Origin of the sequence: Streptomyces cyanogenus, assembly GCF_017526105.1 — a bacterium.
In the GTDB taxonomy this organism is placed as follows: domain Bacteria; phylum Actinomycetota; class Actinomycetes; order Streptomycetales; family Streptomycetaceae; genus Streptomyces; species Streptomyces cyanogenus.
Genome location: NZ_CP071839.1, coordinates 1,459,719 through 1,486,104 on the forward strand (window position 1 = coordinate 1,459,719; position 26,386 = coordinate 1,486,104).

General features: G+C 71.3%; 38 protein-coding genes and 1 pseudogene. 17 read left to right on the top strand and 22 right to left on the bottom strand.

Annotation, left to right across the window (positions count from 1 at the left end):
- Positions 1-36: 36 nt before the first annotated feature.
- The gene (locus tag S1361_RS06180) at positions 37-1,638 is read right to left on the bottom strand and encodes a TROVE domain-containing protein (protein WP_208030816.1); all 1,602 of its coding nucleotides are present in this window, start codon (positions 1,636-1,638) and stop codon (positions 37-39) included.
- Between the two features lie 370 nt (positions 1,639-2,008).
- Here S1361_RS06180 and S1361_RS06185 point away from each other — a divergent pair, with 370 nt between their 5' ends.
- Both S1361_RS06185 and S1361_RS06190 read left to right on the top strand, forming a co-directional pair.
- Positions 2,009-2,368, top strand: a complete 360-nt coding sequence (locus S1361_RS06185) for a DUF779 domain-containing protein (protein WP_208030817.1) — start codon at positions 2,009-2,011, stop codon at positions 2,366-2,368.
- Between the two features lie 122 nt (positions 2,369-2,490).
- Entirely contained in the window at positions 2,491-3,681 is a 1,191-nt protein-coding gene (locus tag S1361_RS06190) for a phosphodiester glycosidase family protein (protein WP_243769106.1), read from the top strand.
- Between the two features lies 1 nt (position 3,682).
- Here S1361_RS06190 and S1361_RS06195 read toward each other — a convergent pair whose 3' ends face one another.
- From S1361_RS06195 to S1361_RS06220, 6 genes are all read right to left on the bottom strand, one after another.
- Entirely contained in the window at positions 3,683-3,877 is a 195-nt protein-coding gene (locus S1361_RS06195; RefSeq protein ID WP_208030819.1) for a hypothetical protein, read from the bottom strand.
- Between the two features lie 103 nt (positions 3,878-3,980).
- On the bottom strand, positions 3,981-4,838 hold the full coding sequence (locus tag S1361_RS06200) for a phosphatidylinositol-specific phospholipase C/glycerophosphodiester phosphodiesterase family protein (RefSeq protein ID WP_208030820.1): 858 nt from the start codon (positions 4,836-4,838) through the stop codon (positions 3,981-3,983).
- A gap of 158 nt (positions 4,839-4,996) precedes the next feature.
- Entirely contained in the window at positions 4,997-6,070 is a 1,074-nt protein-coding gene (locus tag S1361_RS06205; protein WP_208030821.1) for an acyl-CoA dehydrogenase family protein, read from the bottom strand.
- On the bottom strand, positions 6,067-7,248 hold the full coding sequence (locus tag S1361_RS06210) for an acyl-CoA dehydrogenase family protein (RefSeq protein ID WP_208030822.1): 1,182 nt from the start codon (positions 7,246-7,248) through the stop codon (positions 6,067-6,069). The genes S1361_RS06205 and S1361_RS06210 overlap by 4 nt, the downstream gene beginning before the upstream one ends.
- Entirely contained in the window at positions 7,245-8,216 is a 972-nt protein-coding gene (locus tag S1361_RS06215) for an NADPH:quinone oxidoreductase family protein (RefSeq protein ID WP_208030823.1), read from the bottom strand. Before S1361_RS06215 ends, S1361_RS06210 begins: the two co-directional genes overlap by 4 nt.
- Before the next feature lie 86 nt (positions 8,217-8,302).
- Complete coding sequence (locus S1361_RS06220) at positions 8,303-8,875, bottom strand: helix-turn-helix domain-containing protein (RefSeq protein ID WP_208030824.1); 573 nt, start codon at positions 8,873-8,875, stop codon at positions 8,303-8,305.
- A 65-nt stretch (positions 8,876-8,940) separates the two neighbouring features.
- On the opposite strand from S1361_RS06220, the gene S1361_RS06225 reads away from it, so the two are divergent.
- The 8 genes from S1361_RS06225 to S1361_RS06260 all read left to right on the top strand — a co-directional run bounded on the left by S1361_RS06225 (position 8,941) and on the right by S1361_RS06260 (position 16,770).
- Positions 8,941-9,879 (top strand): NAD(P)/FAD-dependent oxidoreductase, encoded by a 939-nt coding sequence (locus S1361_RS06225; RefSeq protein ID WP_208030825.1) that lies wholly within the window; start codon positions 8,941-8,943, stop codon positions 9,877-9,879.
- Positions 9,880-9,967: 88 nt separating this feature from the next.
- Positions 9,968-11,506, top strand: coding sequence for an ATP-dependent DNA ligase (locus S1361_RS06230; RefSeq protein ID WP_208030826.1), 1,539 nt, complete (start codon positions 9,968-9,970; stop codon positions 11,504-11,506).
- The gene (locus tag S1361_RS06235) at positions 11,503-11,976 is read left to right on the top strand and encodes an NUDIX hydrolase (protein WP_208030827.1); all 474 of its coding nucleotides are present in this window, start codon (positions 11,503-11,505) and stop codon (positions 11,974-11,976) included. Before S1361_RS06230 ends, S1361_RS06235 begins: the two co-directional genes overlap by 4 nt.
- A gap of 110 nt (positions 11,977-12,086) precedes the next feature.
- A complete protein-coding gene (locus tag S1361_RS06240) occupies positions 12,087-13,472 on the top strand; it encodes an NADP-dependent succinic semialdehyde dehydrogenase (protein ID WP_208030828.1) in 1,386 nt (461 codons plus the stop codon).
- Positions 13,473-13,498: 26 nt separating this feature from the next.
- Positions 13,499-13,732: a DUF6213 family protein gene (locus S1361_RS06245; RefSeq protein ID WP_030340034.1), complete on the top strand. Its 234-nt coding sequence runs from the start codon at positions 13,499-13,501 to the stop codon at positions 13,730-13,732.
- A 230-nt stretch (positions 13,733-13,962) separates the two neighbouring features.
- Positions 13,963-15,027 (top strand): type III polyketide synthase, encoded by a 1,065-nt coding sequence (locus S1361_RS06250; protein WP_208030829.1) that lies wholly within the window; start codon positions 13,963-13,965, stop codon positions 15,025-15,027.
- Positions 15,024-16,241, top strand: coding sequence for a cytochrome P450 (locus S1361_RS06255; protein ID WP_425086591.1), 1,218 nt, complete (start codon positions 15,024-15,026; stop codon positions 16,239-16,241). Before S1361_RS06250 ends, S1361_RS06255 begins: the two co-directional genes overlap by 4 nt.
- Positions 16,242-16,248: 7 nt before the next feature.
- On the top strand, positions 16,249-16,770 hold the full coding sequence (locus S1361_RS06260; RefSeq protein ID WP_208030830.1) for a cupin domain-containing protein: 522 nt from the start codon (positions 16,249-16,251) through the stop codon (positions 16,768-16,770).
- Between the two features lie 77 nt (positions 16,771-16,847).
- Here S1361_RS06260 and S1361_RS06265 read toward each other — a convergent pair.
- Positions 16,848-16,952 (bottom strand): annotated as a pseudogene (locus S1361_RS06265) (acyl-CoA dehydrogenase family protein); the annotation flags it as partial.
- Positions 16,953-17,353: 401 nt separating this feature from the next.
- Between S1361_RS06265 and S1361_RS06270 the strand changes: the two are divergent.
- The 3 genes from S1361_RS06270 to S1361_RS06280 all read left to right on the top strand — a co-directional run bounded on the left by S1361_RS06270 (position 17,354) and on the right by S1361_RS06280 (position 18,633).
- Positions 17,354-17,587: a helix-turn-helix domain-containing protein gene (locus S1361_RS06270; protein WP_208030831.1), complete on the top strand. Its 234-nt coding sequence runs from the start codon at positions 17,354-17,356 to the stop codon at positions 17,585-17,587.
- Positions 17,588-18,162: 575 nt separating this feature from the next.
- A complete protein-coding gene (locus S1361_RS06275) occupies positions 18,163-18,420 on the top strand; it encodes a GntR family transcriptional regulator (RefSeq protein WP_208030832.1) in 258 nt (85 codons plus the stop codon).
- 33 nt (positions 18,421-18,453) lie between these two features.
- The gene (locus S1361_RS06280) at positions 18,454-18,633 is read left to right on the top strand and encodes a hypothetical protein (protein ID WP_208030833.1); all 180 of its coding nucleotides are present in this window, start codon (positions 18,454-18,456) and stop codon (positions 18,631-18,633) included.
- Between the two features lie 64 nt (positions 18,634-18,697).
- On the opposite strand, the gene S1361_RS06285 is transcribed toward S1361_RS06280, so the two are convergent.
- Both S1361_RS06285 and S1361_RS06290 read right to left on the bottom strand, forming a co-directional pair.
- Positions 18,698-18,865 (bottom strand): LSm family protein, encoded by a 168-nt coding sequence (locus S1361_RS06285; RefSeq protein ID WP_208030834.1) that lies wholly within the window; start codon positions 18,863-18,865, stop codon positions 18,698-18,700.
- Positions 18,866-18,911: 46 nt separating this feature from the next.
- On the bottom strand, positions 18,912-19,118 hold the full coding sequence (locus tag S1361_RS06290) for a hypothetical protein (RefSeq protein WP_208030835.1): 207 nt from the start codon (positions 19,116-19,118) through the stop codon (positions 18,912-18,914).
- A 148-nt stretch (positions 19,119-19,266) separates the two neighbouring features.
- Here S1361_RS06290 and S1361_RS06295 point away from each other — a divergent pair, with 148 nt between their 5' ends.
- A complete protein-coding gene (locus tag S1361_RS06295; protein WP_208030836.1) occupies positions 19,267-19,470 on the top strand; it encodes a hypothetical protein in 204 nt (67 codons plus the stop codon).
- Positions 19,463-20,092: an HNH endonuclease signature motif containing protein gene (locus S1361_RS06300; RefSeq protein WP_208030837.1), complete on the top strand. Its 630-nt coding sequence runs from the start codon at positions 19,463-19,465 to the stop codon at positions 20,090-20,092. Before S1361_RS06295 ends, S1361_RS06300 begins: the two co-directional genes overlap by 8 nt.
- Positions 20,093-20,182: 90 nt before the next feature.
- On the opposite strand, the gene S1361_RS06305 is transcribed toward S1361_RS06300, so the two are convergent.
- Positions 20,183-20,416, bottom strand: coding sequence for a hypothetical protein (locus S1361_RS06305; RefSeq protein WP_208030838.1), 234 nt, complete (start codon positions 20,414-20,416; stop codon positions 20,183-20,185).
- 24 nt (positions 20,417-20,440) lie between these two features.
- Between S1361_RS06305 and S1361_RS06310 the strand changes: the two genes are divergently transcribed.
- A complete protein-coding gene (locus S1361_RS06310) occupies positions 20,441-20,776 on the top strand; it encodes a DUF6233 domain-containing protein (protein WP_208030839.1) in 336 nt (111 codons plus the stop codon).
- On the opposite strand, the gene S1361_RS06315 is transcribed toward S1361_RS06310, so the two are convergent.
- The 4 genes from S1361_RS06315 to S1361_RS06330 form a co-directional block, all read right to left on the bottom strand.
- Positions 20,764-20,976 carry a hypothetical protein gene (locus S1361_RS06315; RefSeq protein WP_208030840.1) on the bottom strand — a complete coding sequence of 71 codons (213 nt, stop codon included), beginning with the start codon at positions 20,974-20,976 and terminating at the stop codon, positions 20,764-20,766. The genes S1361_RS06310 and S1361_RS06315 overlap by 13 nt on opposite strands.
- Before the next feature lie 9 nt (positions 20,977-20,985).
- Positions 20,986-21,306 (bottom strand): hypothetical protein, encoded by a 321-nt coding sequence (locus S1361_RS06320; protein ID WP_208030841.1) that lies wholly within the window; start codon positions 21,304-21,306, stop codon positions 20,986-20,988.
- A 283-nt stretch (positions 21,307-21,589) separates the two neighbouring features.
- Positions 21,590-22,144, bottom strand: a complete 555-nt coding sequence (locus tag S1361_RS06325; RefSeq protein ID WP_208030842.1) for an HNH endonuclease signature motif containing protein — start codon at positions 22,142-22,144, stop codon at positions 21,590-21,592.
- Positions 22,141-22,749: a recombinase family protein gene (locus S1361_RS06330; RefSeq protein ID WP_208030843.1), complete on the bottom strand. Its 609-nt coding sequence runs from the start codon at positions 22,747-22,749 to the stop codon at positions 22,141-22,143. The genes S1361_RS06325 and S1361_RS06330 overlap by 4 nt, the downstream gene beginning before the upstream one ends.
- 174 nt (positions 22,750-22,923) lie before the next feature.
- On the opposite strand from S1361_RS06330, the gene S1361_RS06335 reads away from it, so the two are divergent.
- On the top strand, positions 22,924-23,202 hold the full coding sequence (locus S1361_RS06335; RefSeq protein WP_208030844.1) for a hypothetical protein: 279 nt from the start codon (positions 22,924-22,926) through the stop codon (positions 23,200-23,202).
- A gap of 57 nt (positions 23,203-23,259) precedes the next feature.
- On the opposite strand, the gene S1361_RS06340 is transcribed toward S1361_RS06335, so the two are convergent.
- From S1361_RS06340 to S1361_RS06365, 7 genes are read right to left on the bottom strand one after another with little or no spacing between them, the layout of a single operon-like run.
- Positions 23,260-23,427: a hypothetical protein gene (locus S1361_RS06340; RefSeq protein ID WP_208030845.1), complete on the bottom strand. Its 168-nt coding sequence runs from the start codon at positions 23,425-23,427 to the stop codon at positions 23,260-23,262.
- A gap of 1 nt (position 23,428) precedes the next feature.
- Positions 23,429-23,746, bottom strand: coding sequence for a putative phage holin (locus tag S1361_RS06345; RefSeq protein WP_208030846.1), 318 nt, complete (start codon positions 23,744-23,746; stop codon positions 23,429-23,431).
- A gap of 5 nt (positions 23,747-23,751) precedes the next feature.
- Positions 23,752-23,964, bottom strand: a complete 213-nt coding sequence (locus tag S1361_RS40250; RefSeq protein ID WP_425086592.1) for a DUF7620 family protein — start codon at positions 23,962-23,964, stop codon at positions 23,752-23,754.
- A complete protein-coding gene (locus tag S1361_RS06350; protein ID WP_208030847.1) occupies positions 23,927-24,253 on the bottom strand; it encodes a hypothetical protein in 327 nt (108 codons plus the stop codon). The genes S1361_RS40250 and S1361_RS06350 overlap by 38 nt, the downstream gene beginning before the upstream one ends.
- 34 nt (positions 24,254-24,287) lie before the next feature.
- A complete protein-coding gene (locus S1361_RS06355) occupies positions 24,288-24,653 on the bottom strand; it encodes a hypothetical protein (RefSeq protein WP_208030848.1) in 366 nt (121 codons plus the stop codon).
- Positions 24,654-24,679: 26 nt separating this feature from the next.
- Positions 24,680-25,561, bottom strand: coding sequence for an endolysin (locus tag S1361_RS06360; RefSeq protein WP_208030849.1), 882 nt, complete (start codon positions 25,559-25,561; stop codon positions 24,680-24,682).
- A 2-nt stretch (positions 25,562-25,563) separates the two neighbouring features.
- Entirely contained in the window at positions 25,564-26,358 is a 795-nt protein-coding gene (locus S1361_RS06365; RefSeq protein ID WP_208030850.1) for a C1 family peptidase, read from the bottom strand.
- Positions 26,359-26,386: the final 28 nt, after the last annotated feature.

The following is a 26,386-nucleotide window of genomic DNA, read 5'->3' on the forward strand; positions in this document are numbered from 1 at the left end:
GTTCACCGGCGGCCACGCCAGGGACGCGGACGGGGGTCAGGCCGGCTCGGCGGTCCACGGCCAGGCGGCCTCACGGCCGGCCTCGACGAGACCGACCATCCGGAACGCGGCGTCCGTGAGGCCGCCGAAGGTGTGCCGGTGGGGGCCCGTGGGACCGTGGGCGGGCCGGTACCCCGCCAGGTTCCACGTGTACACGGGGATGCCGGACGGGACCGGGTCGGCCGGCCCTCCGGGGTCGTAGGAGGCGGACTGCTCGTCGGTGACGATCAGGACCCGGTCGTGTCCCCGGTAATGCGTCCGCACCGCCTTCGTCGTGCAGGTGCCTCCGAGGCTGTGGAACCGGTTCAGCACCTCCAGCACCGGCTCGCCCGGCGCGAAGGGCACCGGTGCGCTGTTCCAGCCGAACTCCACCAGGTCCGCCTGCTCGGCCCGCAGGGCCAGCGCGGTGCCGAACAGGGCCGCCGCGTCCGCCCGGGTCAGCTTCGACCGCTCGGAGACGGTGTCCCAGAACATGGAGTCGGACCGGTCCACCAGGATCAGGGACCGCCCGGGCAGGGACGGTACGTGGGCCAGGGAGTGGCCCAGGGCCCGTTCCAGAGCGGCTGCCCAGCGCTGCGACGGGGCGTGCCGGTGGGCGGCCAGGTAGCGGAAGGGGAACTGCCGGGACCGGGCGACCTCGGAGGCGTCCGAGAGCCGTGCGGCGACCCGGGCCGCGACCTCGTCCGAGACCCCCGCCTCGTCGAAGTTCCGCAGGTTCCGCAGGAGGGCCATCGGCGCCATCGCGGGGATCACGGCTTCCCAGACGGCGGCGTCCATCGGTCCGTGGAGCCAGCCCGCCAGGGCCTCCCACGTGATACCCGCCGCGGCCAGCCGCTCGGGGCCGCCGGGCCCGGTCACCACCGCCCGCCGCTCGTCCGCAGCCGACTCCATCAGCGCCCGGTGGGCGGTCAGCAGGCGGTCGGAGGCCGGCGGAACCGCCTGCTCCGGGTGGTGGCGGCGGTCCAGGGCGTACCGGAAGAGCGCGCCCTGCCAGGGCTTGTCCGGGTCGGGGGAGGCGTGCACCAGGTTGAGCACGTCGCCGAAGCGGAAGCCCTTGGACGCGGTGTCGTACTTGAGCAGGGAGCGGGACGTGTACAGCCGGCGTACGCCGTCGGCGATGCCCCGCTTCACGGGCTGCGGCACGTTCCGCCCGTACGCGGAGATCCAGTGGGCGAGCAGCTCGCCGGGTTCGTCGGCGCGCTGGAGCACCGAGTCGATCACGGACCGGTTGGAGGGGCCCGCGGACGCCCCGGCGTCGAGCCGGGCCCGTACGTACGCGGCGGCGCCCACCAGGGAGGCCGTGCGCATGTTGCCCTCTACGCGCAGCCAGCGCAGCAGGCCGGCCGTCCACACCGGGTCCTGGACGGCGAGTTCTCCGACGAGACGGGTGTACCGGTCGTCCCGCTCCTCCCCGCTCTCGTAGAAGGTCCGCTGGGAGACGAAGTTGCCGACCGCGAGGAGGAACAGCTCCTCGCGGGGCTCCCGGACGAAGGCCGGGCCGCCCGCGTAGGTGCGGAAGCCCGGCGTGGCGGGCCGGTGAGGGGGCCGTGGCGGGTGCAGGGAGCGGGCGGCCGCCGAGACGTGCGGGGCCACGAGCATCTCGGGCCATATCTTGGAGACGCGTGGGCTGTGACGAGGCAGTGAATCCCCCCGGATTCAAAGGATCGATCGGCCCCGGCCACACAGGCCGACGGGGCAGGAAACGGCCGCGCCTGCCGAGATCAAAGGGGCGGCGGCGTCACTTGGTTGTCAGAAGGAAGTAGCCGCAGCCGAGCGCATCGGAAGGCGCGGTCGCGCCGCCAACCTACAAGGGGCACCGCGCCGCACACCAGCGATTAACGCCGTCCCGGTGGGCGGCGCACGTCACGACCCGCTCCGGCCCGGCAGGGGAACGAGGCGTCCTGGACGGCTTCGTGACCGTCCGTGAGACTGGAGCGGACCCGAGGCCCCGGCTGTCAGGGACGGTGACATGGAAGAGGAGACCCCGCGCGTCGAACTCACCCCGCAGGCCGCGGAGCTGGTGCGCCGCCTGCGCGAGGAGCACGGCCCGCTGATGTTCCACCAGTCCGGCGGCTGCTGCGACGGCAGCGCCCCGATGTGCTACCCGGACGGCGAGTTCCGCACCGGCGGCTCGGACGTGCTGCTGGCCGAGCTGGACGTCGCGGGGGTGCCCGAGCCCGTCACGTTCTGGATGTCGCGCAGCCAGTACCGGGCGTGGAGCCACACCCGGCTGATCGTGGACGTCGTACCGGGGCGCGGCAGCGGCTTCTCGCTCGAAGCACCCGAGGGGGTGCGTTTTCTCACCCGTTCTCGCGTCGTCGACGCCTAGTCGGCCCCCCGCCCGCCCGCGTCTGGTGCACTGCCCCTGCGCACGGATCAGCTGACGAGACATCAGGGGACAGGGTGACGAGAGGTCGCAGGCGTTCGGCAGCGGGCAGAGCGGTTCTCACGGTGGTCACGGCGTTCGGTGTGCTGGCCGGTGCGTCCCTGACGGGTGCGGCACCGGCCGGTGCCGCACCCGCGGGCAGACGGCTCGCGCCGGGCGTCACCTACCGGGACTTCGACGTGCCCGCGGCGGCGGGGACGGCCCGCGCCCACCTGGTCACGGTGGACCTGGCCGATCCGCACGTCCGCGTCGACCTGCTGTACCCGGGCGCGGTGGCGGCCCGGGCCACGGTCTCCCGGCTGGCGGACTCGGCCGGGGCGGTCGCCGGGGTGAACGGGGACTTCTTCGACATCAGCGAGACGCAGCACCCGGGCGTGGAGGCCACCGGTGCCCCCGTCGGACCGGCGGTGGCGGGCGGAGAGATGCTCAAGGCGGCGGTGCCGAACGGCCAGCGGTTCGGGCCCGCGCTGCCCCCGGGCGGCAGCACCCGGGACGTGTTCGGTGTGGGCACCGACGGCCGGGCCCGGCTGGACCGTCTCTCCCTCAGCGGCTCGGTCGGCACGCCGGCGGGACGGCTGCCGCTCAAGGGCCTCAACCAGTACGCCCTGCCGGTGGACTCCGTCGGCGCCTTCACCACCCGCTGGGGCAGCGCCTCCCGGGTGCGGGCCGTGTGCGGCACCGACAGCCGGCGGTCGGATCCGTGCAGCAGCGACACGTACGAGGTGAAGGTGCGCGGCGGCCGGGTGGTCTCGGCCTCCGACGCCCCGGGCAGCGGCACGATCCCGGCGGGCACCACGGTCCTGGTGGGCCGCGAGGCGGGCGCGCAGCAGCTGCGCGAGCTGTCGGTCGGTGACCCGGTGGACGTCAACCACACCCTGGTGGCCTCCTCGTCCGGGGTGCCGTACACGTTCGCCATCGGCGGCTTCCCGATCCTGCGCGACGGCGCCCCGCTGTCCGGCCTGGACACCGCCACGTCGGCGGTGCGCACGGTCGCCGGCTTCACGGACGACGGCCGGCGGCTGCTGCTCCTGGCGCTGGACGGCGCCGCGGCCTACCGCACCGGCCTGACCGTCGCGGAGGAGGCGCAGACCATGCGGTCGCTGGGGGCCACCGACGCCTTCAACCTGGACGGCGGCGGCTCGACGGAGCTGGTCACCCGCGACCCCGGCGAGACGGCCGTGTCGGTGCGCAACCACCCGAGCGGCGGCGCCGAACGTCCGGTGCCCAACGGCATCGGCGTCTTCTCCGCGCAGTGACTCAGGGCCGCAGGCTGCTCACCAGGTCGGCGGTCGCGGTGAGCCCGCTGTGGATGGTGGGCGCCACGCTCGTGCTGGCGAGATAGAAGCCGAGCAGCAGGCAGACCAGGGCGTGGGAGATCTTCAGCGAGCAGTTGCGAATGAAGATCACGGCCAGGATCAGAAGCAGCAGCACCACAGAGATGGAAACGGCCATCGGGAACCCTCCTCCGCCACGCCCCGTGTGCGGCGTTCGGCCGCAAGTGTGGCGTAGCGGAGGGTTCGTCCGGGCGGCTGACGTGTCCTCCGATCGTGTGGTCTTACCCGGCGGGGTGGACGTCGAGGAAGGCCTCCAGGCCGGCGAGGTCGTCGGTGTTGAGGTAGTCCACGCCGGCGTCGAGCAGCTCGGTCCACAGCGCGTCCCGGGCCGGGCCGGCGGTGTCCGGGGTGGCCCAGAACCGGACCTGCTGCCCGCGCGCGTGGGCGGCGCCGGTGATGCCGCGCAGCTTGTGCCGTTCGGCGTCCGGGAACGCCCCGACGCCGCTCCAGGTGAAGTTCTGCGTCCAGTTGTCGCTGATCAGCGGGATGAGGGAGGCCGGGGCGGAGCCGCCGAGGTCGGACAGCCGGCCGTCGTAGAAGGCGCGGCGCTCGGTCTGTGCCTCCATCGGGGTACGGGCCGCCCGGTCGCCGGAGACGACCGCGGTGACCGGCCCCGGGTGGACGCGGCCGTGCGCGTACCGGGTGAACAGGTGCGGGTAGCGGCGCAGCTGGCGGTCGAGTTCCAGGTAGGCCGAGGAGCCCTCGGTCTTGATGTCGACGAGGAGCTGGAGCGGCCGGCGCCACCCGCGGTAGGCGGCGCCGTGGTGCGCCCGGACGCGGGCGGCGAGCGGTTCGAGGTAGAGGGATTCCAGGGTGCGGGACGGGTCGAGGTCGGATGCCTCGTGGCCGACGAGGAGCTGGTCGCCGACGAGGAAGACGTCGGCTTCGACGCTGCCGAAGCGGTGGTCGAGGGCGTCGTACAGGGGCCGCGGGTGCGCGTAGTCGTTGTGGGCGTGGGCGTGCCACAGCGGGCGGGGCCCGCGGTCACCGGCCGACGCGCGGCTCGCGGGCAGGGCGAGCGTGCCGGCGAGGGCGGCACCGAGGGTGGTGAGGGCTCTGCGACGGGTGGTGAGGGCCATGCACTGCCTCCCTGGGGGTGAGGGGACCGGGGAGAGTATGCGGGCACTCACCGCCCAAAGAGGCCTGTCGCGCGGGGAGTTGGTGTGCTGTTCACCTCCTCCGCGGGCACATGCGGAAGAAGCCCGCCCCGGGTGGGGCGGGCTTCACCGTCGGCCGGTCAGGGTGCCTGGAGGTCGGTCAGCTCGGCCAGTGCCTCGCGGTGGGCGCCCGCGGTGCCGTAGGCGATCGAGTCCGCCTTGGCCCGCTTCAGGTACAGGTGGACCGGGTGTTCCCAGGTCATGCCGATCCCGCCGTGCAGTTGCAGCGCCTCCTCGGTGGCGTGTACGGCGACGGGGGAGGCGTACGCCTGGGCGACGGCCACCGTGATGTCGGTGTCCTCGCCGGAGGCGAGCGCGTCGGCGGCGGCGCGGGCGGCGGCCCGGAGGTTGACGACCTCCAGCCACAGCTGGGCGAGCCGGTGCTTGAGCGCCTGGAAGCCGCCGACCGGCCGGTTGAACTGCCTGCGCTCCTTCAGGTACCGGACCGTCTCGGTCAGCGCCCAGTCGGCGACGCCCAGTTGCTCGGAGGCGAGCAGTCCGGCGGCGGCGCGCAGGGCCCGTCGTACGGCGGGCTCCGCGTCGCCGACACGGCGACCGGCCGCGCCGGCGAGGGTGACGGCGGCGAGCGGGCGGGTCAGGTCCAGGGCGACCTGCGGGGTGATGGTGGCGGCGTCGGCGGTGACGGCGTACAGGCCGCCGTCGTCGGCCGGGACGAGCAGCACGTCGGCGACGGCCGCGTCCGCGATCCCCGTCAGCTCGCCGTGCAGGGTGCCGTTCTCGACCCGTACGGTCTCGACGGCGGCGCCCGGCGCCGTGTGCAGGCCGACGGCGAGCACGCCGATGGTGCGCCCGGAGGCCAACTGCGCCGACAGCTCCCGGTCGTCGCAGGCCAGCAGGGCCTCGGTGGCCACGACCGCGCTGGTCAGGTACGGCAGCGGAGCCACCGCTCGGCCCAGCTCCTCCAGCACGACGGCGGCTTCCCGGTGGGTCGCGCCCTGCCCGCCCTGGTCCTCGGGCACCAGCAGGCCGGCCAGGCCCATGCCCTCGGCCAGCGACTTCCACAGGCCGCGGTCGAACGGGGTGGCCGACTCGCTGCGGGCGATCACGTCGGCCGGTGCGCAGTGGTCCGTGAGCAGGTCGCGGACCGCGGCCCGCAGCGCCTCTTCCTCCTCGGAGTACAGCAGATCCGTCATCGGGCGAGGTCCTTCCAGGCGACGTCCTTGTCGGTGCGCGGCTCGGCGGGCAGGCCCAGGACGCGCTCGGCGACGATGTTCAGCAGGACCTCGCTGGTCCCGCCCTCGATGCTGTTGCCCTTGGAGCGCAGGTAGCGGTAGCCGGCATCCCGGCCGGTGAAGTCGACGAGCTCCGGGCGGCGCATGGTCCAGTCGTCGTACAACAGGCCCTGCTCGCCGAGGAGTTCGACCTCCAAGCCGCTGATCTGCTGGTTGAGGCGGGCGAAGGCGAGCTTCATGCCGGCGCCCTCGGGGCCGGGCTGGCCGGCGACGAGTTGCTGGCGCAGGCGTTCGGCGGTGAGACGGGAGACCTCGGCCTCGACCCACAGTTCGAGCAGTCGCTGGTGCAGGTCGTGGGTGCGCAGCTCGGGGCGTTCCCGCCAGGTCTTCGCGACCGGGCCGATCATGCCGCCCTCGCGAGGCAGTCGCATGCCGCCGATGGCGACGCGCTCGTTGTTGAGCGTGGTCTGGGCGACGCGCCAGCCGTCGCCGACCTCGCCGAGGCGGCAGGAGTCGGGGATGCGGACGTCGGTGAGGAAGACCTCGTTGAACTCGGCCTCACCGGTGATCTGCCGCAGTGGCCGGACCTCGACACCGGGGTCGGTCATGTCGCAGAGGAAGTAGGTGATGCCCGCGTGCTTGGGCACGTCCGGGTCGGTGCGGGCGATGAGGATGGCCCAGCGGGCGTTGTGCGCGCCGGACGTCCACACCTTCTGGCCGTTGACCACCCAGTCGTCGCCCTCACGGACGGCGCGGGTGCCGAGCGCGGCGAGGTCGGAGCCGGCGCCGGGCTCGCTGAACAGCTGGCACCAGACCTCCTCCCCGGTCCACAGGGGGCGCAGATAGCGCTGCTTCTGTTCCTCGGTGCCGTACTTGAGGATCGTCGGGGCGGCCATGCCGAGTCCGATGCCGTTGCGGCGCGAGTCGTTGTCGGGGGCGCCCGCGGCCTCCAGCTCGGCGTCGACCACGGCCTGCAGGGAGCGCGGGGCACCGAGTCCGCCGAGGCCCTTCGGGTAGTGCACCCAGGCGAGCCCGGCGTCGAAGCGGGCCCGGAGGAACTCCAGGCGGTCGGTCGTGGCGGGAGGATGTGCGGCCAGCAACTCTCGTGTGAGGCGGCGCAGGTCGTCGGCGTCGGTCATGCGGCGGCTCCGTTCTCCAGCAGGACGGCGACCCGGCCGGTGGTCACTCCGTCGGCGACCCGCTGCACGGCCTCGGCGGCGCCGGCCAGCGGCACCCGCTCGCTGATCAGCGGTTTGACGGCGCCCCGCGCGGCCAGCTCGGTGAGCTGTTCGTGGCAGTGCTGGACCAGCTTCGGGTTCTTGGTGTTGTACAGGCCCCAGTGCAGGCCGAGGATCGAGTAGTTCTTCACCAGGGCGTGGTTGAGGGCCGGGCTCGGGATGGTGCCGCTGGCGAAGCCGACGACGACGATCCGGCCCTCGAAGGCGACCAGCTTCGCGGACTGGGCGTAGGCCGTGCCGCCGACGGGGTCGTAGATCACGTCGGCGCCCCGGCCTGCGGTGGCCTCCTTCACGGCGGCGACGACGTCCTCGGTGCGCCGGTCCACCACCACGTCACAGCCCAGCTCCCGGGCGACGGCGGCCTTGTCCGCGCCGCCCACGACGCCGATCACCGTGGCGCCGGCCGCCTTGCCGAGCTGTACGGCTGCGCTGCCCACGCCACCGGCGGCGGCGTGCACCAGGAGGGTCTCGCCGGCCTCCAGGCGGGCGCGGCGGTGCAGGCCGAACCAGCCGGTCTGGTAGCCGATGTGCAGGGCGGCGGCCTCGGCGTCGTCCAGCGACTCGGGTGCGGGGAGCAGGGCGCGGGCGTCGGCGAGGGCGTACTCGGCGAAACCGCCGTGGGGCAGCGCGGGGTTGGCGATCACCCGGCGGCCGTCTTCGGTCTCGCCGCAGATCTCGACGCCCGGCGTGAAGGGCAGCGGCGGGCGCACCTGGTACTCGCCCCGGCACAGCAGCGCGTCCGGGAAGTTGACATTGGCGGCGCGCACCCGCAGCAGCACCTGGCCGTCGGCGGGTGTCGGGCGCTCCACCTCCGCGAGGCGCATCACCTCACGCGGCTCGCCGTTCTCGTGCACTTGCCATGCCTGCATGCGGGGCCTCCACGGGACTGCTTCGTCTGACCGGGTCCGACGGCATACTAAGCGGTCGCTTGCCGATCAGGGAACAGTAGCGTGGGTCACGTGCGGGCGGGCCGCGCCCGCACGTGCATCCGCTCCCCCTGGGGCCCGAAGAGACTGAGGAACTCCACCGGCCCCTCCCCCGTCGACCCGAACCAGTGCGGCACCCGCGTGTCGAACTCGGCCGCCTCGCCCGCGGACAGCACGACATCGTGCTCCCCGAGGACCAGGCGGAGCCGGCCCGAGAGGACGTAGAGCCACTCGTAGCCCTCGTGGGTCCGCGGTTCGGGCTGCTGCCTGCGCTGGGGTTCGAGGACCTTGAAGGCCTGGAGGCCACCGGGCCGGCGGGTCAGCGGCCAGTGGGTGCGCCCGCCACGGACGACCGGCTTGGACCGCACCCGGGGGTCCCCCACCGGCGGCGCGCCGACCAGCTCGTCCAGCGGGACCCGGTGGGCCTGGGCGATCGGCAGCAGCAGTTCGAGGCTGGGCCTGCGCAGGCCGCACTCCAGCCGGGAGAGCGTGCTCACCGAGATGCCGGTGGCCTCGGACAGCGCGGCCAGGGTCACCTCCCGCTCCTTGCGGATGCGGCGCAGCCTCGGGCCCACGTCCGCCAGTACGTCGTCTGTGCTCATGACCTCTATTGCAGGAACGGCAAACGTGTTTGTCAATCCCGCAGTGCTCCGGCGACCGTCGCCTCATGACCGGGAAGAACAGGTACGAAGTGGTCGTCGTCGGTGGCGGAGCGGCCGGGCTGTCCGCGGCCCTGGTCCTGGGCCGGTTCCGGCGGCGCACGCTGGTCGTCGACGCGGGCGAGCCGCGCAACGCGCCGTCCGCGCACCTGCAGGGCTGTCTGACCCGGGACGGCATGTCCCCGGCCGAGTTCCTGGCCGTCGGACGCGAGGAGATCGCCCGGTACGGGGTGGAGCTGGTCCGGGACCGGGTGGTGGACGCGGCCAGGGAGGAGGGCGGGGACTTCACCGCCGTCCTGGCCGGCGGCCGGACCGTGCGGGCCCGGCAGCTGGTGATGGCCACCGGTCTGAGGGACGAGCTGCCGCCGCTCCCCGGACTCGCCGAACGGTTCGGCCGGGACGTGGTCCACTGCCCCTACTGCCACGGCTGGGAGGTACGCGACCTGCCCACCGGCGTCCTCGCCACGTCCCCGCCGAGCGTGCACCAGGCGCTCATGGTCACCCAGTGGTCCGAGGACGTACGGCTCTTCCTGCACGAGGTGAGCGAGGCGGCGCTGACCGACGAGGACCTGCGCCTGCTGGCAGCCGCCGGCGTCACGGTCGTACCCGGCGAGGTGGCCGGACTCGTGACGGCCGACGACCGCCTCACCGGCGTCCGGCTGGCTGACGGCACGGTCCACGACCGCGAGGTCCTGTACGCCGCCCCGCGCGCCGTCCCCGACAACGACCTGCTGATCAGGCTCGGCGCCGAGCTGCGGGAGACCCCGTTCGGCAGCTACCCGGTGATCGACGAGCGGGGCCTGACCACCGTGCCCGGCCTGTGGGCGGCCGGCAACGCGAGCGGCTTCGCCGAACAGGTGGTCAACGCGGCGAGCCGGGGCTACCGCGCCGGGGCCGCGATCAACGGAGAGCTCCTGATGGCCGGCCTGGACGCCGGCGCCCCGTAAGGGGCGCGGGGCCCCACCACGCAATCCCCCACGCACCCGCACGCAAGGGAACCGCGCACCCGGCAGAGCGCTGAGGCACGATGACTGCATGCTGCTGACCCGGTTGGCCCAGGTGTCCCGGGAGGTCGCCGCGACAGCGGCGCGGTCCCGGAAGATCGCGCTGCTCGCGGAGTTGTTCCGGGACGCGGAGGCGGACGACGTGCCGGTCGTCATCCCCTATCTCGCCGGCCGGCTGCCGCAGGGCCGGCTCGGTGTCGGCTGGAAAGTGCTGGGCCACCCGGTCCCGCCGGCCGCCGAGCCGTCCCTCACCGTGCGCGAGGTCGACGCCCGGCTGAGCGAGCTGGGCAAGGTGTCCGGACCCGGTTCCCAGGCGGAGCGGGCCCGGCTCGTCGGCGAGCTGATGGGCGCGGCCACCGAGGAGGAGCAGCGCTTCCTGCTCGGCCTGCTCACCGGCGAGGTCCGGCAGGGCGCCCTGGACGCGGTCGCGGTGGAGGGCCTCGCCCAGGCGACCGGCGCGGACCCGGCGGACGTACGGCGGGCCGTGATGCTCGCCGGATCGCTGCAGACGGTGGCCCGGGCCGTGCTCGGCGAGGGGCCCGGATCGCTGGAGCGGTTCCGGCTCACGGTCGGCCGGCCCGTACTGCCGATGCTGGCGCACAGCGCCTCCTCGGTCGCCGAGGCGGTGGAGAAGCTGGGCGCCTGCGCGGTGGAGGAGAAACTGGACGGCATCCGGGTCCAGGTGCACCGGGACGGGGACACGGTACGGATCCACACCCGCACCCTGGACGACATCACCGACCGGCTGCCCGAAGTGACGGCCGCCGCGATGGAGTTGCGGGGCGAGCGGTTCATCCTGGACGGGGAGGTGATCTCCTTCGACGCGGCGGGCCGGCCACGGTCCTTCCAGGAGACGGCGGGCCGGGTCGGCTCGCGCACCGACGTGGCGAGGGCGGCCGAGGAGACCCCGGTCTCCCCCGTCTTCTTCGACGCCCTCGCGGTCGACGGCCGTGACCTGCTCGACCTGCCGTTCACCGAGCGGCACGCGGAACTGGCCCGGCTGGTGCCCGAACCGATGCGGGTGCGGCGCACGGTGGTCCCGGGCCCGGAGGACATCCCGCAGGCGGAGCGGTTCCTCGCCGACACCCTGGCCCGCGGCCACGAGGGCGTGGTGGTCAAGGCGCTCGACGCGCCCTACAGCGCGGGCCGGCGCGGCGCCGCCTGGCTGAAGGTCAAGCCCGTGCACACCCTCGACCTGGTGGTGCTGGCCGCCGAGTGGGGCCACGGCCGCCGCACCGGCAAGCTGTCCAACCTGCACCTCGGCGCCCGCACCCCGGACGGCGGCTTCGCCATGCTCGGCAAGACCTTCAAGGGCATGACCGACGCGATGCTCGCCTGGCAGACCGAGAAGCTCCGGGAGCTGGCGGTCGAGGACGACGGCTGGGTGGTCCGGGTCCGCCCCGAACTCGTCGTGGAGATCGCCTACGACGGCCTCCAGCGCTCCTCCCGCTACCCGGCCGGCGTCACCCTCCGCTTCGCCCGCGTGGTCCGCTACCGCGAGGACAAGCGCCCCGAGGACGCCGATACCGTGGAGGCCCTGCTGGCAGCCCACCCGGAGGTCACGCCGTGACGGTACGGACGACGAAGCGCAGCGCTGGACTGCTGCTGTTCCGGCACACCGATCAGGGGCTGGAGGTCTTGCTCGGGCACATGGGCGGCCCGCTGTGGGCGAAGAAGGACGCGGGAGCGTGGACGGTGCCGAAGGGCGCGTACGACCCGCGGGAGCCGGCCTGGGAGGCGGCCCGGCGGGAGTTCCAGGAGGAGCTGGGGCTGGCGCCGCCCGACGGGGAGGCCGTGCCGCTGGGCGAGGTCGTGCAGCGCAACGGCAAGATCGTCACGGCCTGGGCGGTGGCGGCGGACCTCGACCCGCGGACGATCACCCCGGGGACCTTCACCATGGAATGGCCGCCGCGGTCCGGCCGGACGCAGGAGTTCCCCGAGCTGGACCGGGTGGAGTGGTTCGGTCTGGACCGGGCCCGTGAGGTGATCGTCACGGCGCAGGCCGCGTTTCTCGACCGGCTGGCGGAGCACTCGGGCTAGGAGGCGCGCTCCTGCGGCGACCGGAAGGAACCGCCCGGAGGCCTGTCGCGTTGCGACTTGCGGGGCCGCGCGCGAAGGTCGAGACAAGCCCGCTCCCAGGGAGGTCAGCCATGCCCATCGCGACGGTGAACCCGGCGAACGGCGAGACGCTCAAGACGTACGAGCCCATGGACGAGGACGAGCTGGAACGCCGGCTCGAACTCGCCGAGGCCACCTTCCGCACGTACCGGACGACCTCCTTCGCCGACCGCGCCCGACTGCTGAACAAGGCCGCCGACCTGCTGGACGAGGACCAGCAGGAGATCGGCCGGATCATGACCACCGAGATGGGCAAGCCGGTCAGGCAGGCCCGCGCGGAGGCCGCGAAGTGCGCCAAGGCGATGCGCTGGTACGCGGAACGCGCCGAGGGGCTGCTGGCCGACGAGGAGCCCCCCGAGCAGGACGTTCGCGACTCCGGCGCCGGCCGGGTCCGGGTCCGCTACCGGCCACTCGGTCCGGTGCTCGCCGTGATGCCCTGGAACTTCCCCCTGTGGCAGGTCGTCCGGTTCGCGGCGCCCGCGCTGATGGCCGGCAACGTCGGCCTGCTCAAACACGCCTCCAACGTCCCGCAGACGGCCCTGTACCTGGAGGACCTGTTCCACCGGGCGGGCTTCCAGGAGGGCTGCTTCCAGACGCTGCTGATCGGGTCCGGCGCGGTGGACGACATCCTGCGCGACGAGCGCGTGAAGGCGGCCACCCTGACCGGCAGCGAGCCCGCGGGCCGGGCGGTCGCGTCCACCTCCGGCCAGATGATCAAGAAGACGGTGCTGGAGCTGGGCGGCAGCGATCCCTACGTCGTCATGCCCTCCGCCGACGTGGACCGCGCGGCCGAGGTCGCGGTGACCGCGCGCGTGCAGAACAACGGGCAGTCCTGCATCGCCGCCAAGCGGTTCATCGTGCACACCGACGTCTACGACGCCTTCGCCGAGAGGTTCGTCGCGGGCATGGAGGCGCTCAGGATCGGCGACCCGCTGGCGGAGGACACCGAGATCGGGCCGCTCGCCAGCGAGCAGGGCAGGACCGACCTGGAGGAGCTGGTGGACGACGCCCGGCGCAGCGGGGCCGAGGTGCTGTGCGGCGGGCAGCGGCCCGACGGGCCTGGCTGGTACTACCCGCCGACCGTCCTGTCCGGCATCACCCGGGAGATGCGCATCCACCGCGAGGAGGCCTTCGGACCGGTCGCCACGCTGTACCGGGCGGACGACGTGGACGAGGCCGTACTGATCGCCAACGACACGCCGTTCGGGCTGAGTTCCAACGTCTGGACGCGTGACGAGAACGAGGTGGAGCGGTTCGCGCGGGACCTGGAGGCCGGCTCCGTGTTCGTCAACGGGATGACCGCCTCCCATCCGGCGTTCCCGTTCGGCGGGGTGAAGCGGTCCGGGTACGGGCGTGAGCTGTCCGGGCACGGAATCCGGGAGTTCTGCAACATCACCACGGTTTGGCAGGGTGCGTGAGCGCCTCGCGGCTACCATCCCGTTTTGTGAACCGCGAAGTGACCCTGCCTCTGATCGTCGACGACCGCGGTACCTTGCAGGTGGCCGCGGCCGACGTGAGTAAGTTGTTGCGGACCGTGGGTGCGCGGTGGCTGCATCTGGTCGAGGCCGGGGAGCAGGTGCTGGACGAGGACACCGTCGCCGCGCTCACCATCGAGCTGGCGAAACTGGCGGACCGTATCGACGTCGCCTGCATCGCGCACAGCAGCGGGGCGCCGTAACCGCCGTTCCCCGCGTTCCTCCGTCCGGCGCCGTAACCGCCGTTCCCGCGTTTTCCCTCGTCCGGCGGCATGAATCGCCCTGCGCGACGGACCGCGGGTCCCCGATTCGGAGTAACCCAGCGCGAGATCGTCGTCCTCCCGGGTGACGGTGGGTGTAGCACCCACAGAGGTGAACCCACCTTCTGGCCGGGGGCCCAGGCCCTCCGGAGAGCGGAAAGCAGGGACGGTTCATGGCGACTTTGTGCAGACCCTCGGTGTCGGTCCCGGAGCACGTGATCACGATGGAGGAGACGCTGGAGCTGGCGCGCTCCCGCCACGCGGACCACCCTCAACTGCCACTCGCCCTGAGGCTGATCGAGAACACCGGCGTCAGGACACGGCACATCGTGCAGCCCATCGAGGAGACCCTGAAGCATCCGGGTTTCGAGGAGCGCAACAAGCTCTACGAGGCCGAGGCCAAGGCCCGCGTCCCGGCGGTGATCCAGCGTGCGCTGGACGACGCGGAGCTGCTCACCAGCGACATCGACGTGATCATTTACGTCTCGTGCACCGGCTTCATGATGCCCTCGCTCACGGCGTGGCTCATCAACGAGATGGACTTCGACAGCACCACCCGCCAGCTCCCCATCGCCCAGCTGGGCTGCGCGGCCGGCGGTGCGGCGATCAACCGGGCGCACGACTTCTGCTCGGCCTACCCGCACGCCAACGCCCTGATCGTGGCCTGCGAGTTCTGCTCGCTGTGCTACCAGCCCACCGACCTCGGCGTCGGCTCGCTGCTCTCCAACGGACTGTTCGGCGACGGCATCGCCGCCGCCGTGGTGCGCGGGCGCGGCGGCACGGGCGTCAGCCTGGAGCGCAACGGCTCCTACCTGATCCCGAAGACCGAGGACTGGATCGCCTACGACGTCCGGGCCACCGGCTTCCACTTCCTGCTGGACAAGCGGGTGCCGGCGACCATGGAACCGCTCGCCCCGGCGCTCAAGGACCTGGCAGGCAGCCACGGCTGGGACGCGTCCGACCTGGACTTCTACATCATCCACGCGGGCGGTCCCCGAATACTCGACGACCTCAGCAAGTTCCTGCAGGTCGACCCGCACGCCTTCCGGTTCAGCCGGGCCACGCTCACCGAGTACGGCAACATCGCCAGCGCCGTCGTCCTGGACGCGCTGCGCCGGCTGTTCGACGAAGGCGGCGCCGAGGACCGCGCCCGTGGACTGCTCGCCGGCTTCGGCCCCGGTATCACCGCCGAGATGACGGTGGGCCGCTGGGTCGACGCCGACGGGGACACCCGATGATCGGGCAGACCACGCTCCCCGAGACCCGGCCCCCGGTCCGGCACTGGCCGGCGCTCGACCTCACCGGAACGCAGTTCGACCCGGTGCTGGCGGAACTGATGGCCGAGGGCCCGGTCACCCGGGTCCAGCTGCCCAACGGCGAGGGCTGGGCCTGGCTGGTCACCCGGTACGACGATGTACGCAGGGTGACCAACGACCCCGGCTTCAGCCGTGCGGCCGTCATGGACCGGCAGGTCACCCGGCTCGCCCCGCACTTCATCCCCGACCGGGACGCGGTCGGCTTCCTCGACCCGCCCGACCACACCCGGCTGCGCCGCTCGGTCGCCGCCGCCTTCACGGCGAAGGGCGTCGAGCGGGTCCGCGCCCGGGCCCGGAGCATGCTCGCCGAGCTGGTCGACGACCTCCTCCAGGGCGGTCCTCCCGCGGATCTCACGGCGGCGGTCCTCGGCCCGTTCCCGATCGCGGTGATCTGCGAGCTGATGGGCGTCCCGGCCGGCGACCGGCACAGCATGCACACCTGGACCCAGCTGATCCTGTCGGCCGCGCACGGCAAGGACGTCAGCGAGACGGCCAAGCGGGAGATGAGCGCCTACTTCGCGGACCTCATCGGCCTGCGCGAGAACAGCACCGGCGAGGACGTCACCTCGCTCCTCGGCGCCGCGCTGGGCCGGGGCGAGGTCACGCTGGAGGAGGCCGTCGGCCTCGCCGTCCTGCTCCAGATCGGCGGCGAGGCGGTCACCAACAACAGCGGGCAGATGTTCTACCTGCTGCTGACCCGCCCCGGCCTGCTGAGGCGGCTGCGCGCGGAGCCGGAGCTGCGCCCCCGGGCGATCGACGAACTCCTGCGCTGGATCCCGCACCGCAACGCGGTCGGCCTGTCCCGGATCGCCCTGCGGGACGTGGACATCGGCGGCGTCCGCATCCGCGCCGGCGACCCGGTGTACGTCTCCTACCTGGCCGCCAACCGCGACCCGGCCGTCTTCACCGACCCGGACACGATCGACTTCTCCCGCAGCCCCAACCCGCATGTGGCGTTCGGCTTCGGCCCGCACTACTGCCCCGGCGGCATGCTGGCCCGACTGGAGGAGGAACTGCTGATGGACGCCCTGCTGGACCGGGTCCCGCGGCTGCGCCTGGCCGTACCGCCGGACCAGGTCACCTTCCGCAAGGGCGCGTTGATCCGGGGGCCCGAATCCCTTCCGGTGACCTGGTGAGCCGCCCATGACCGAGACCGAGGGACTGTACGTGCCGCCGGGCCACGGCCGTGTCGTGGCGACTCCGGCCCAGCGGGTGACCTTCAAGGTCACCGGCACCCACTCGCGGATGGCCTCCACCTTCGAGGTGGAGGTCCCGCCGGGCTTCGACGTGGGCGCCCATGTGCACACGCGCAGCGAGGAGTTGTTCTACGTGCTGGAGGGCGAGCTGGACGTCCTCGCCTTCGAGCCACGCGTCCGCACCCCCGACAACTGGCAGAAGTGGGAGTCCCGTTCGGGCAACCGCGTGGTCCGCGCGACGCCGGGCACGGTCGTCGTGGTACCTCCGGGCTGCCCCCACGCCTTCGCCAATCCGACGGAGACCCCGGCCAAGATGTTCTTCCAGGCCTCTCCCCCACCGGATCACGAGCGCTACTTCGAGGAACTGCTGGAGATCCTTGCCGACGGCGGCCCGCCGGACCAGGAGGCGATCGAGGCGCTGCGGGCCAAGTACGACATCCAGCAGCTGACGCCGCTCAGGCACAGGTGACTCGTCGGGGGCGCGGGGCACTGCGGGACAGGCCGGGATGAACCGGCATGCCCGCAGCGCACCCCCGCCCCACGGTGCTACCGGATCGGCATCCCGGACAGGGCCCGCGCGATGACGAGCCGCTGGATCTCGCTCGTCCCCTCGAAAATGGTGTAGATCGCCGCGTCCCGGTGCACTGCCTGCCCCTGCTCACGAAAACCCACGTCCTTACGGGCTGTCTGGCTGCGTTGTTCCGGGTTGCTTGGGTGCTTCTCGGGGTTCCGCCTGCATGATCGTCTCCCAAGTCGTCTCCCAAAACGAGCGCCCGCCCCCAGTCTTGCGACCGGGGGCGGGCTCGCGCCGGTGGCCCACAACGGAGGGCGCCGCTGCGTGACCCACCGGCACGTCTTGGATGCTTCGACCTTCCGGATTGCCGGATGGATGCAGGTCGATGCCACAGTTCACCCCTTCGAGTGAACACGTGTTCTATTTCTGGACACTACAGCGAGCCCTGCGGCATATGCCAGACCACAAGGCTTCATGATCAAAAAATGCCTCAGATCTGCTGCTGACGTGAGACCATGATCGTTAAAGCGTGTGTCGGGTGCCAGCCTCCGACCATCCGCAGTGGATCATCGACGCCCGTCGGGCCGTCGGCGACCGCATCCGCGTGCGTCGGCTGCATCTGGACATGACCCAGGAGACCCTCGCCCACGCGGCCGGCGTCGACCGGTCCACGATCCAGCGCATGGAAGCCGGCTCCGAGATGAAACTCAGCCACCTGCTTCACGTCGCTCACGCCCTCCGCGTACACGTCACCGACCTCCTGCACGGCTGACAGCAGGGGACGGCGCAGCCGCTTCCTGACCGGCCGTTGAAGAAGATTCAACAACAGGTTGCCCCCGCGAGGGAAGGCTGCGCGCTGCATTTATCTAACGCCGCACACAGCTACCGCCACGTAGCGCGCCCACCCCCTGGCCAGGACTTTCCCTACAGGCAACGACCGCGCCCATTCCTTGCCTTACGGGCACGACCGGTCCTGGTCGGCGGCGAGCGTGGCGTAGGCCTCGTCGCATAGTGCACGGTGTGCAGACCAGAGACGGGCAGCCTCCTCGCACCGGCCGCCGGCCCTCGTTCGGCACCGGCCACAGCTGTCGGTGTGGCGGCGGTAGTCGCGCCAGGCCCGTTGCAGCGGGCTGAGCTTGCCCAGCCGGACTGGGTTCGCGGCGGGGGGTTCGGGTCTACTCTCACCCATGTCGACATTCCACTCCGTCGGCCGTGCCCCCGGGCCGTGTGCGCGGTCGCGGGGGTCTGTGCTGTCCTGATCAGACGGTACCGCTACACACTGCTCCATGCCGCTGTATGGAGCTACCTGCCGAGATGGGCTGTGGTATGCCGCCCTAGCTTCGGAGCATGGGTGATCAAGAGCCGGTGGTGGATCCGCAGCGGCCCGTCTACGTGTGGCGGCAGGTCGCCGACTGGATCGCGGCCCGCATCGACTCGGGTGAGCTGCAGCCGGGCGCGCGCCTGGAGGGCGAGCGGGAGCTGGCCGAGCAGGTCGGCGTCGCGGTGGGCACCGTGCGGCGGGCGGTCGAGGATCTACGGGAGCGCGGTCTCGTCGTAACGCTGCCGGCGAAGGGCACGTACATCGCCGACCGCTCGAACTCCTAGGCCACTGTCAGACCCGGCCGATACAGTCGGATCATGTCCACCACTCCCCCGCCCGAGGGTGCGCCGCGGCCGGCCGAGGTCGTGCAGGCGGAGATCCGTGCGTTGATGCAGGAGACGGGTGGCTGGCTGTGGGGGCCTACCCGGGACCGGTACGAGCAGCTGCGGGATGAGTGGATCGCGGCCGACCGCGGGGAGATGGCGACCGCGGCGTAAAGCGCAGGAGGAAGGCCCCGATCCTGGGCGGCAGGGTCGGGGCCTTCGGGTTCTGCAGAGGTGGTCAGTCGGCGATGGTGAGTTCGTCCAGCGGGATTTCCTGACGGTGCCCGTCGTCCAGTTCCACTACAGCGGTCTCGTCGTTGCTCTCGGCGATCTCGCCCTCGCGCGCCCAGTTGTCGGGAACGCTGTACTCGGGGACGGTGACGCGGGTTCCTGTGGTGAATGCCATGGGGTCCATCCTGTCGTGTCGGGCGGTCAGGCGGCGGGCGTGCGGGTCAGAAGCCGCCGCCGGGGAACGTCGGCCGGGCCCGGCTGGTGCGCTGGTTCGGCGTGACGCACTCCAGCAGGCTGTGCAGCTTGTCGCCGGACTTGGTCACCAGGGTGAACGCGATGCCGCCGAGGTCGTCGCGGACCTCCTTCGCCTCTGCGGCGGTCATCTTCACGGTGACGGTGCCGTCGTTGTCCAGCTTCACGATCTCCACGGCGGGGTCCTTTCGGTGGCGGTGGGTTGAGCGCGGGTGGTTGATCCAGGTGTAGCTACACCGTAGAGTAGGTGTAGCTACACCGCAAGCACCCGCGAGAAAGGATCAAGAAATGGCTGTCGTAGCTACACCCGGCTACGGTTCACGCATGCCGAACCAGCCGAAGACCCCCGCCCGCCAGATGCGCATCGGCGACGAGTGGTACGACTTTGACCTCGCCGCCAAAGCCCAAGGCAGTGAGCGTGCAGCCGTCATCCGGGCCTTCATCGACTGGTACATCCGGCGCCCCGACTCCGAGCTGCCCGAACGCCCCGACGCCACCTACTGGCGGAAGGCGCAGACGGATGACTGAACCAATCGACAGCTGCATCAACTGCGGCAAGCCGAAGTCCGAGGAGCGCCGCCAGAGCCTCACCCGCGGGCGGTGCCGGAACTGCTACCAGCGGCACGTCTACGCCCTGAAGAAGACGGGCACCTTCGAGGCGATACAGCCTGAGCCCGCGTTGGTCCGCTTGTTCAGCCGCGTGGTAGCTGGTCGCAACGGATGCATGATCTGGACGGGAACATCCAACCCAGTCACCGGGTACGGCCAGATCTCCCTCGGCTCCGGCCATGCTGAGTACGCGCACCGAGCCGCCTACGTGCTCGTCAAGGGTCCGATACCGCCAGGCCTCGTCATCGACCACGCCTGCCACAATCGAGACCCGGAGTGCCCTGGCGGCACCTACTGCATTCATCACCGGTGTATCAACCCGTACCACCTCGACGCGGTCACCCAGAGCGAGAACCGCACCCGCTCGCCCCATACCAAAGCTGGGCGCCACCTGCGAACCCACTGCAAGCACGGCCACGAGTTCACGCCGGAGAACACCCGCATCATTCGGGCGACTGGCGCTCGGCTCTGTATCGCCTGCCATAATCGCCGTCAGCGCGAGTTCGCTGCCAAGCGTCGAGCAGCACAGAAGGCGGCCTGATAGCGCAACGCCCCGCCGGGCATCACTCCGGCGGGGCGCCATTCGAGCAGTCAGCCGTGCAGAGCGGGCACGAACAATGACCCCACCACGTTAACCCGGCCCACTAACAATGCCGGGGCTGTCGTCGGGCCAGGCGTCCAGCTGCTCGCCGGTGTCCTCGTCGGTGAGGGTGACGCGGGCGTCGGGCAGGCTGCCGTGCTCGCCGATCCAGCGCCGGAACTTGTCCCGCGCGGTCTCCTCACTCCCCCACCAGCCGTGCTGGATCGGCCGGCCGTCGGAGGTGAGCAGCAGGTGGTAGCGGCTGGGGTCGGGGTTGCTCGTCACGAGCACCATCATAGAATCGAACCCGTGAACGATTTGCCGCCCGATCTTCCCCGGCTCCGCACCCTGGAGACGTGGCTCGCCGTGAGCCTCGACCGGGTCCGGCAGCAGATCGCCGAGGCCGAGCGGCGGGAGGCGGAGCGGCAGCAGGGCGAGCAGGCCCGGCCGCCGGCGCCCGACTGGATGCTGGAGCTGGGCATCGGCCGGGACGCCGTGCCGGTGTACGTGCACGAAGGCGGCTGCTGGAACGCGGCCAAACGCAGCCGCGGCGTGCCCCGGGACGTAGCACTGCGAGCGCTCACCGAGGGCGTGCCCGCCTGCCCGCACTGCCGCCCCGACTCGGCGCTCGGCTACCTGGACTGAGCCGCCCGCCGGTTGTAGCGGCGCCGGTACTCAACGATGTCGATGTCCCCGCGTTCAAGGGCGGCGGCGTCGGCCGGCGAGTGGTGCGGGTCAGGCTGGCTGGTGACGCCGTGCTGGCTGATCGCGTGCCGATAGCCGTCGGTGCTGACGTGTACGCGAGTGCCGTCGGCGGTGACGTAGTCGTCCCACACGCTGTCCATGGTGTCCTCCTACAGGGTGTCGATGATCCAGGCCCGGTGCTCTTGCCGGGCGTAGCCGCGGGGGTCGTTCCCCCAGCAAGCCGCATCAGCGGGGATTGCACCGTGCGTGCTGGAGTGCGTTGCATCGTGCTCAAGTAGGTCGCGCGCGGCGAGGGCGGCGTGGATGACGTAGTCGATGACCCAGTCCACCCGCTCCGGTGTCTCTGCCAGCCGGTCCAGGACCGCGGCCCGGCGCAGCAAGTACTCGCGGCGAAGGTGCGCGCCCTCTGGGTCCCCGGCGAGGATCTGGAGGCGTTCCACCTCGTACAGCTCGTGCAGCAGCTCGGTCATGGGACTCATCGTGGCGGGGCCCGCGGGTGCCGTGTGCACTGGCAGTGCAGTGGGGTTGTGGCGTAGGCCACGCACGGCAGCCACAGGGCCTCCCGTGGGGAGCCGGGAGGTGCGGCGGGCCCCGCCGTCCGCAGCAGACGGCAGGGCCCGAGAGGGGAGTCCACCTGGGGGTTGGGGGATTCCCGTGCGGAACACCATGCATCACGAACCAGCCACTCAGGAAGACGTCGGCTGGAAATAGATGCCCGCCAGGAGGGGGACTGCGCGGCGGGGCACTACCGGATCAGGGCAGTAGCTCGCGGGCTGTGGCTCGCAGGATCGCCTCCATCGTTCCTTGGCTCAGCTCTCCGCTGTGCACGACCGCACGACGGGTGTGTCGGCGCATCACCTCGACGGTCTGCTCCGCCGAGCCACCCCGGGCCACCACCTCACCGAGTGCCTGCTTGAAGAGCGGTACCGCTTCGGCAGCTCGAAGCCATGTATCCACGTGCTCTAGCTCCTTGCTTGCACGCTCGGCCCGGCGGGATATCCAGACGGCCATCTCCCAGGGGTCGTGCCAGTCCGGCGCATCGCGGTGACAGGGACCGCACAGCAGGATGATGTTGTTGGCCGCATTGGAGCCGCCCAGCCCTGCCGGGACGATGTGCGCGCGTTCCAGGGTTGCCCGCTCCCACGCCTTGCGGGGGCTACGCCCTTCCGCCCATCGTTCGGAGTGCCAACCGCAGGCGAAGCAGCATGGATTACCGGCGTCGAGGTGTGGTGCGAACACCTCATACCCGAAGGGCTCAGCGGCCCAGTGCTGAACGATGGCCCACTTCCCTGGCCTTTGGTCGGTCACTCCGCCATCTCCTTGGCCGCGTCGTGGGCGCGCAGCGCCTGGGAGATGGCGCCAGTGCTGGGGTTCTTCCCCTTGTTCTTGCCGTCGGCGATCCGCAGGTGCGGCTGGATCTGCCGGATGCTGAAGCCCTTCTCGCGTAGGGCCACAGCTTGGATCGTCAGGGCCTCGGTCATGACGGGCCGGCGCCCGCCCACACGTCCGCGCGCGCGGGCGGCGGCGAGGCCGTCCTTGGTCTTCTTGACGATGTCCCGGCGCCGTTCGGACGCAAGGACGAGGGCGAGTTCGAGGAGCAGGTTCATCTCCTTGTGTTCGCCAGCGCCGACGCCTGTCAGGACTTTCACGGCGACGCCTCGCTCGAAGAGTTCGGCGAGCGTCATGAGGCCGGTGAGGGTGTCGCGGCCGAGGCGGTCGACTTCCTGGACGCAGAGCATGTCGCCGTCGCGTAGGTAGTCGAGGGCGGCGCTGAGGCCGGGGCGGTCTACGACGGCCAGCTTGCCGGAGACCTTCTCTTCGAAGACCTTGACGCAGATCGGGTCGAGCGCATCGTGCTGCCGGTCGACGTTCTGCTTGTCGGTGGATACGCGAACGAGTCCAACCAGGGCCATGCAGCCTCTCATTCATCAAAGGGGTAGGTGTAGTTAGTTGAACGCTAGCGGTTGATGAACCGTTTGATGAACGGATCGCAGGAAACTACGCCCGAACTACGCCCCTTGGTGGCCGCCGCCATGTAACGACCGATTGATGAACAGCTCGCTTGACGCCGCCGCTAGCCTCCAACCATGACCACGTACAACGGCCCTGCCGTCCTCCTCGTCGACGACGGCCGGCAGTTCGACACCGCCGCAGACCTCACGAAGGACCCGTCCGGCAGCTGGCGCGGAACTCTCACCTTCCACGATCAGGCCCTCGTTCCGGTGCTGCTGAACGTCGACGACGGCCACCTACTCATCGACGGGAAGCCCGGCGAGTTCATCCGCCCCGACCGGTCGGACTGGACCAGCAACGACGGCAACCCCTTCGTCATCCGCATCCTCGGCAGCGGCCAGGCCCCGTTCTGAGACGAAGAAACGCCCCCGCTCCCCAACCGCTGTACGCGGCGAGGAGCGGGGGCGTTCTCATGCGGGATCGGTGCCGTCAGTCCAGGCGCCGTCGGGGTACTGCGGTTCCAGGAACGGGTTGGTGGCCGGCGCGGGTACGGGAGGCGACTCCTCGCGGCCCAGCTGCACGAGCACCCGCATGTCGGCAGCGCCGGGATCCTCCCGGGGGTGCGGCGGTTCGGGCATTTCACACTCCAGTTCGGTCGCGGTACTCCCGCTGAGCCTTGATCAGCAACCGGGTGCGCTGCACCATCAGCGCGGCCACCGCGAGCAGTACGACCGTGCGGATCGCGCGCAGGAGGATGGCCACGCAGCCAGTCGGCCACACCGTCACGAGCACCGTGTACAGGCACAGCATGCCGACGGCGGCGGCGAACCCCATCAGGTTGCGGCCGACTTCTGACCTCCACCAAGAGGCGTGGAGGTGGTACGTCGCCACGAACACGACACACGCCGCAGCGGCCAGCACCGACGCGGCCACATTCACCCACATGTCGACGCTCATCTCTCTCACTGTTCGGCTCCTCGGAAGGCCTGCTCGATGCGCTCCCGGAAGTGGTTCTCCTCGCGAGCCTGCCGTAGCCGCGCGGCCACCGCTTCGACGACTGGCCGGCGAGCCTCGGCGGCCCGCCGCGCCTCACAGGCCCGAGCCAGCGCGGCTTCGGAGTCACAGGGATCGTGGCGGTCAGAGCTGTGTATGAGGCGTCGGATCCAGGCTGGCATCGCCACCGCTCCTCACCTCCTCCTTGTCCGCGCGCCCCGGGTGGGGTAGTGCGGTGAGGATACGGCCGCCGAGTCGCGCCATCTCTAGCAGTTCCCCCGTCTGTTCGTGCTCCAGCTGGCGGGCCGCCTCGCTCTGGAGGAACGCCTCGCGCCAGCGGTCACGGTCGGCGAGGGCATCCTCGTGGGTCTTCCGGGGGACGAGGCGGCCGGTGAGGATGAACAGGATGACGAGGGTGAGGAGCGCGCCGAGCCCGACGCCTCCCGGGTTGATACCGAAGACCGTGCTCACCGCGCCCTCCCCTGCTGATAAGACGTGCACTGGCTCAGACGCTTCGCGGTGCCGTCCTCGCGGGCACCGGTGTGGGCGCGATGACCTGGGTGCGGGACCACAGGCCGATGACGACGGTCACCAGGGACAGCCACAGGGCCTGGTGGTCGGCGTCGAGCTTGAGTCCGAAGCCGACCGCTGCGGCGATGACGGCCTGCGCCAGATTGAACACGGCGGCACCGACCGAGTCGTGGGCACTGATGGCGATGAGCAGGGCCACGGCGCAGGCGGCGACGGTGTTGACGGTGGCCTGCTGGGTCTCGGAGGCGTGGAAGACGTAGGCGGAGACCAGCTTCACGATGACGCTGATGAAGGCCAGGACCGCCGCCGGTTCGCGGCCGAAGATTCTGTACGTGGGCATGAGAGGTACCGTTCTGCGAGTAGGGGTCAGGCTGTGACGGCGAAGCCGTGCTTGTCACCGAGCCTGGTCAGGCTGGTCTTGCCTGGGGTGCCGTCGGCGTCCGAGCCGGTGTAGCCGAGCTTCCGCTGCCAGGCGGCGTAGGCCGTCAGGGTCTTGGTGCCGTAGGAGCCGTCGACCCACTGGGAGGCGAGCAGCTTCTCCGCAGCCAGGGCCTTCTCGACGAGCAGCACCTCGCTCTTGTATGAGGTGTGGCCCTGCGCAGCAGCGGGGTCGTGCTTGGCCGCGTACACGACGTGGGCGAGGGACACCTTGGGCTTCGTCGTGGGCGGCTTCTGCGGGGCCGGCACGGTCGCGAAGAGGTTCGGCATGGGGCCCGGGTCGACATGCGAATTTCCGGGGACCTGGTTGTGTCCGTAGTGGCCGCCGAGCTTGAGCCACGCGTCGAGGCTGACGGTGTCACGAGTGAAGCCGGTGGGCGCGCCGCCGGGCCAGGTGTCGGGGATGCCGAGGCTGCGGAGCCAGGCCACGATCTTGTCGAGGTTCTTGCATGGGGTGTCCCGCACGGTGGCGTACTTCTTGCCGTTGACGGTCTCGCCCTCGGTGAAGACGATCTCGATCTGGATGCAGTACTTGCCAGTGCGGTTCGTCTTCACGTCGCCAGCGTTCTGCAGGCTTAGGCTGCGGGAGTCCGCGGGGAAGAACTGCGCGATCTCTCCCGTGAACGGGTCCCACAGCAGATGCGGGGCCACCGAGGCGCCGCCGCCCGTGAACCAGCCCAGCTCGCGCGCGAAGGTCCAGTCCTTGGCGTTGGACGTGATGTGCCAGACGGCGCGAGCAGGCCCGCCGTTCATCGCGCCGGTGTTGCCGAGGGAGTGCCGAGTCGCGCCCGGCATCCACAGGTCGACCATGGTCAGACTCCGTTCGCTGCGAGGAGGGACCGCACCTGCTCGGCGAGGTCTGCGGCCGTGACCGCGGGTTTGGGTGCGGGGGCGACGGTCCAGACGGGGACGGTGACGTCTCCGTCCTGGGAGAGCAGCCACTGCAGGTCTGTCTGGGCGAGCCACGCGCTGCCACGGACCCCCCAGCCTTCGCCCCATGAGTTGTCGAGACGGAAGGCGTGGGTGGAGGCGTCGTAGGCGCTGATGATGTACTCGTGACCGCCGGCCACGGCCGTGCCGCGGTCGACGTGGACGTAGCCGCTGCCGGTGTCGACGTCGAACATGCTGTCCAGCCAGATCGTGCCGACCATGACGGGCGCCGACTGCAGGGCACTCTTCACCGCGTCGACGCTGAAGGCGTGCCGGTACTTGGTGGCCAGCCCCAGCTGCACGAGGGCCTTCGCGGCGCCGAGCCCGCTGGAACCGGTGTCGTCGGGCGGGTAGGCGCCCTGGATGCTGTCGAGCTGTGTGGCGAGGCTGTACACCTGCACGGCCAGAGTCTCGTCGACGGGCAGCACGTTCCCGGAGACCGTCACCGAGGTAAGGCCCGGCCTGACCGCGGAGTCCGTGCCGAGCAGGCCCGTCGCCGCGTTGCCCGTGCAGCTGCCCAACTGCCCCTGGTCGAAGATGGGCGCCCGGCGGACCCAGTCGACGCTCCGGAACGCGGACTTCGGCAGGACACCGTGCGCGTACCGCAGAGAGCGGGGATCGTGCTGGACGTGCCGGCCTAGCCGCGGGTCTGACGGGTGGAAGACGTGCGTGCGCATGGAGCTCCTCGGGCATGAAAAATGCCCC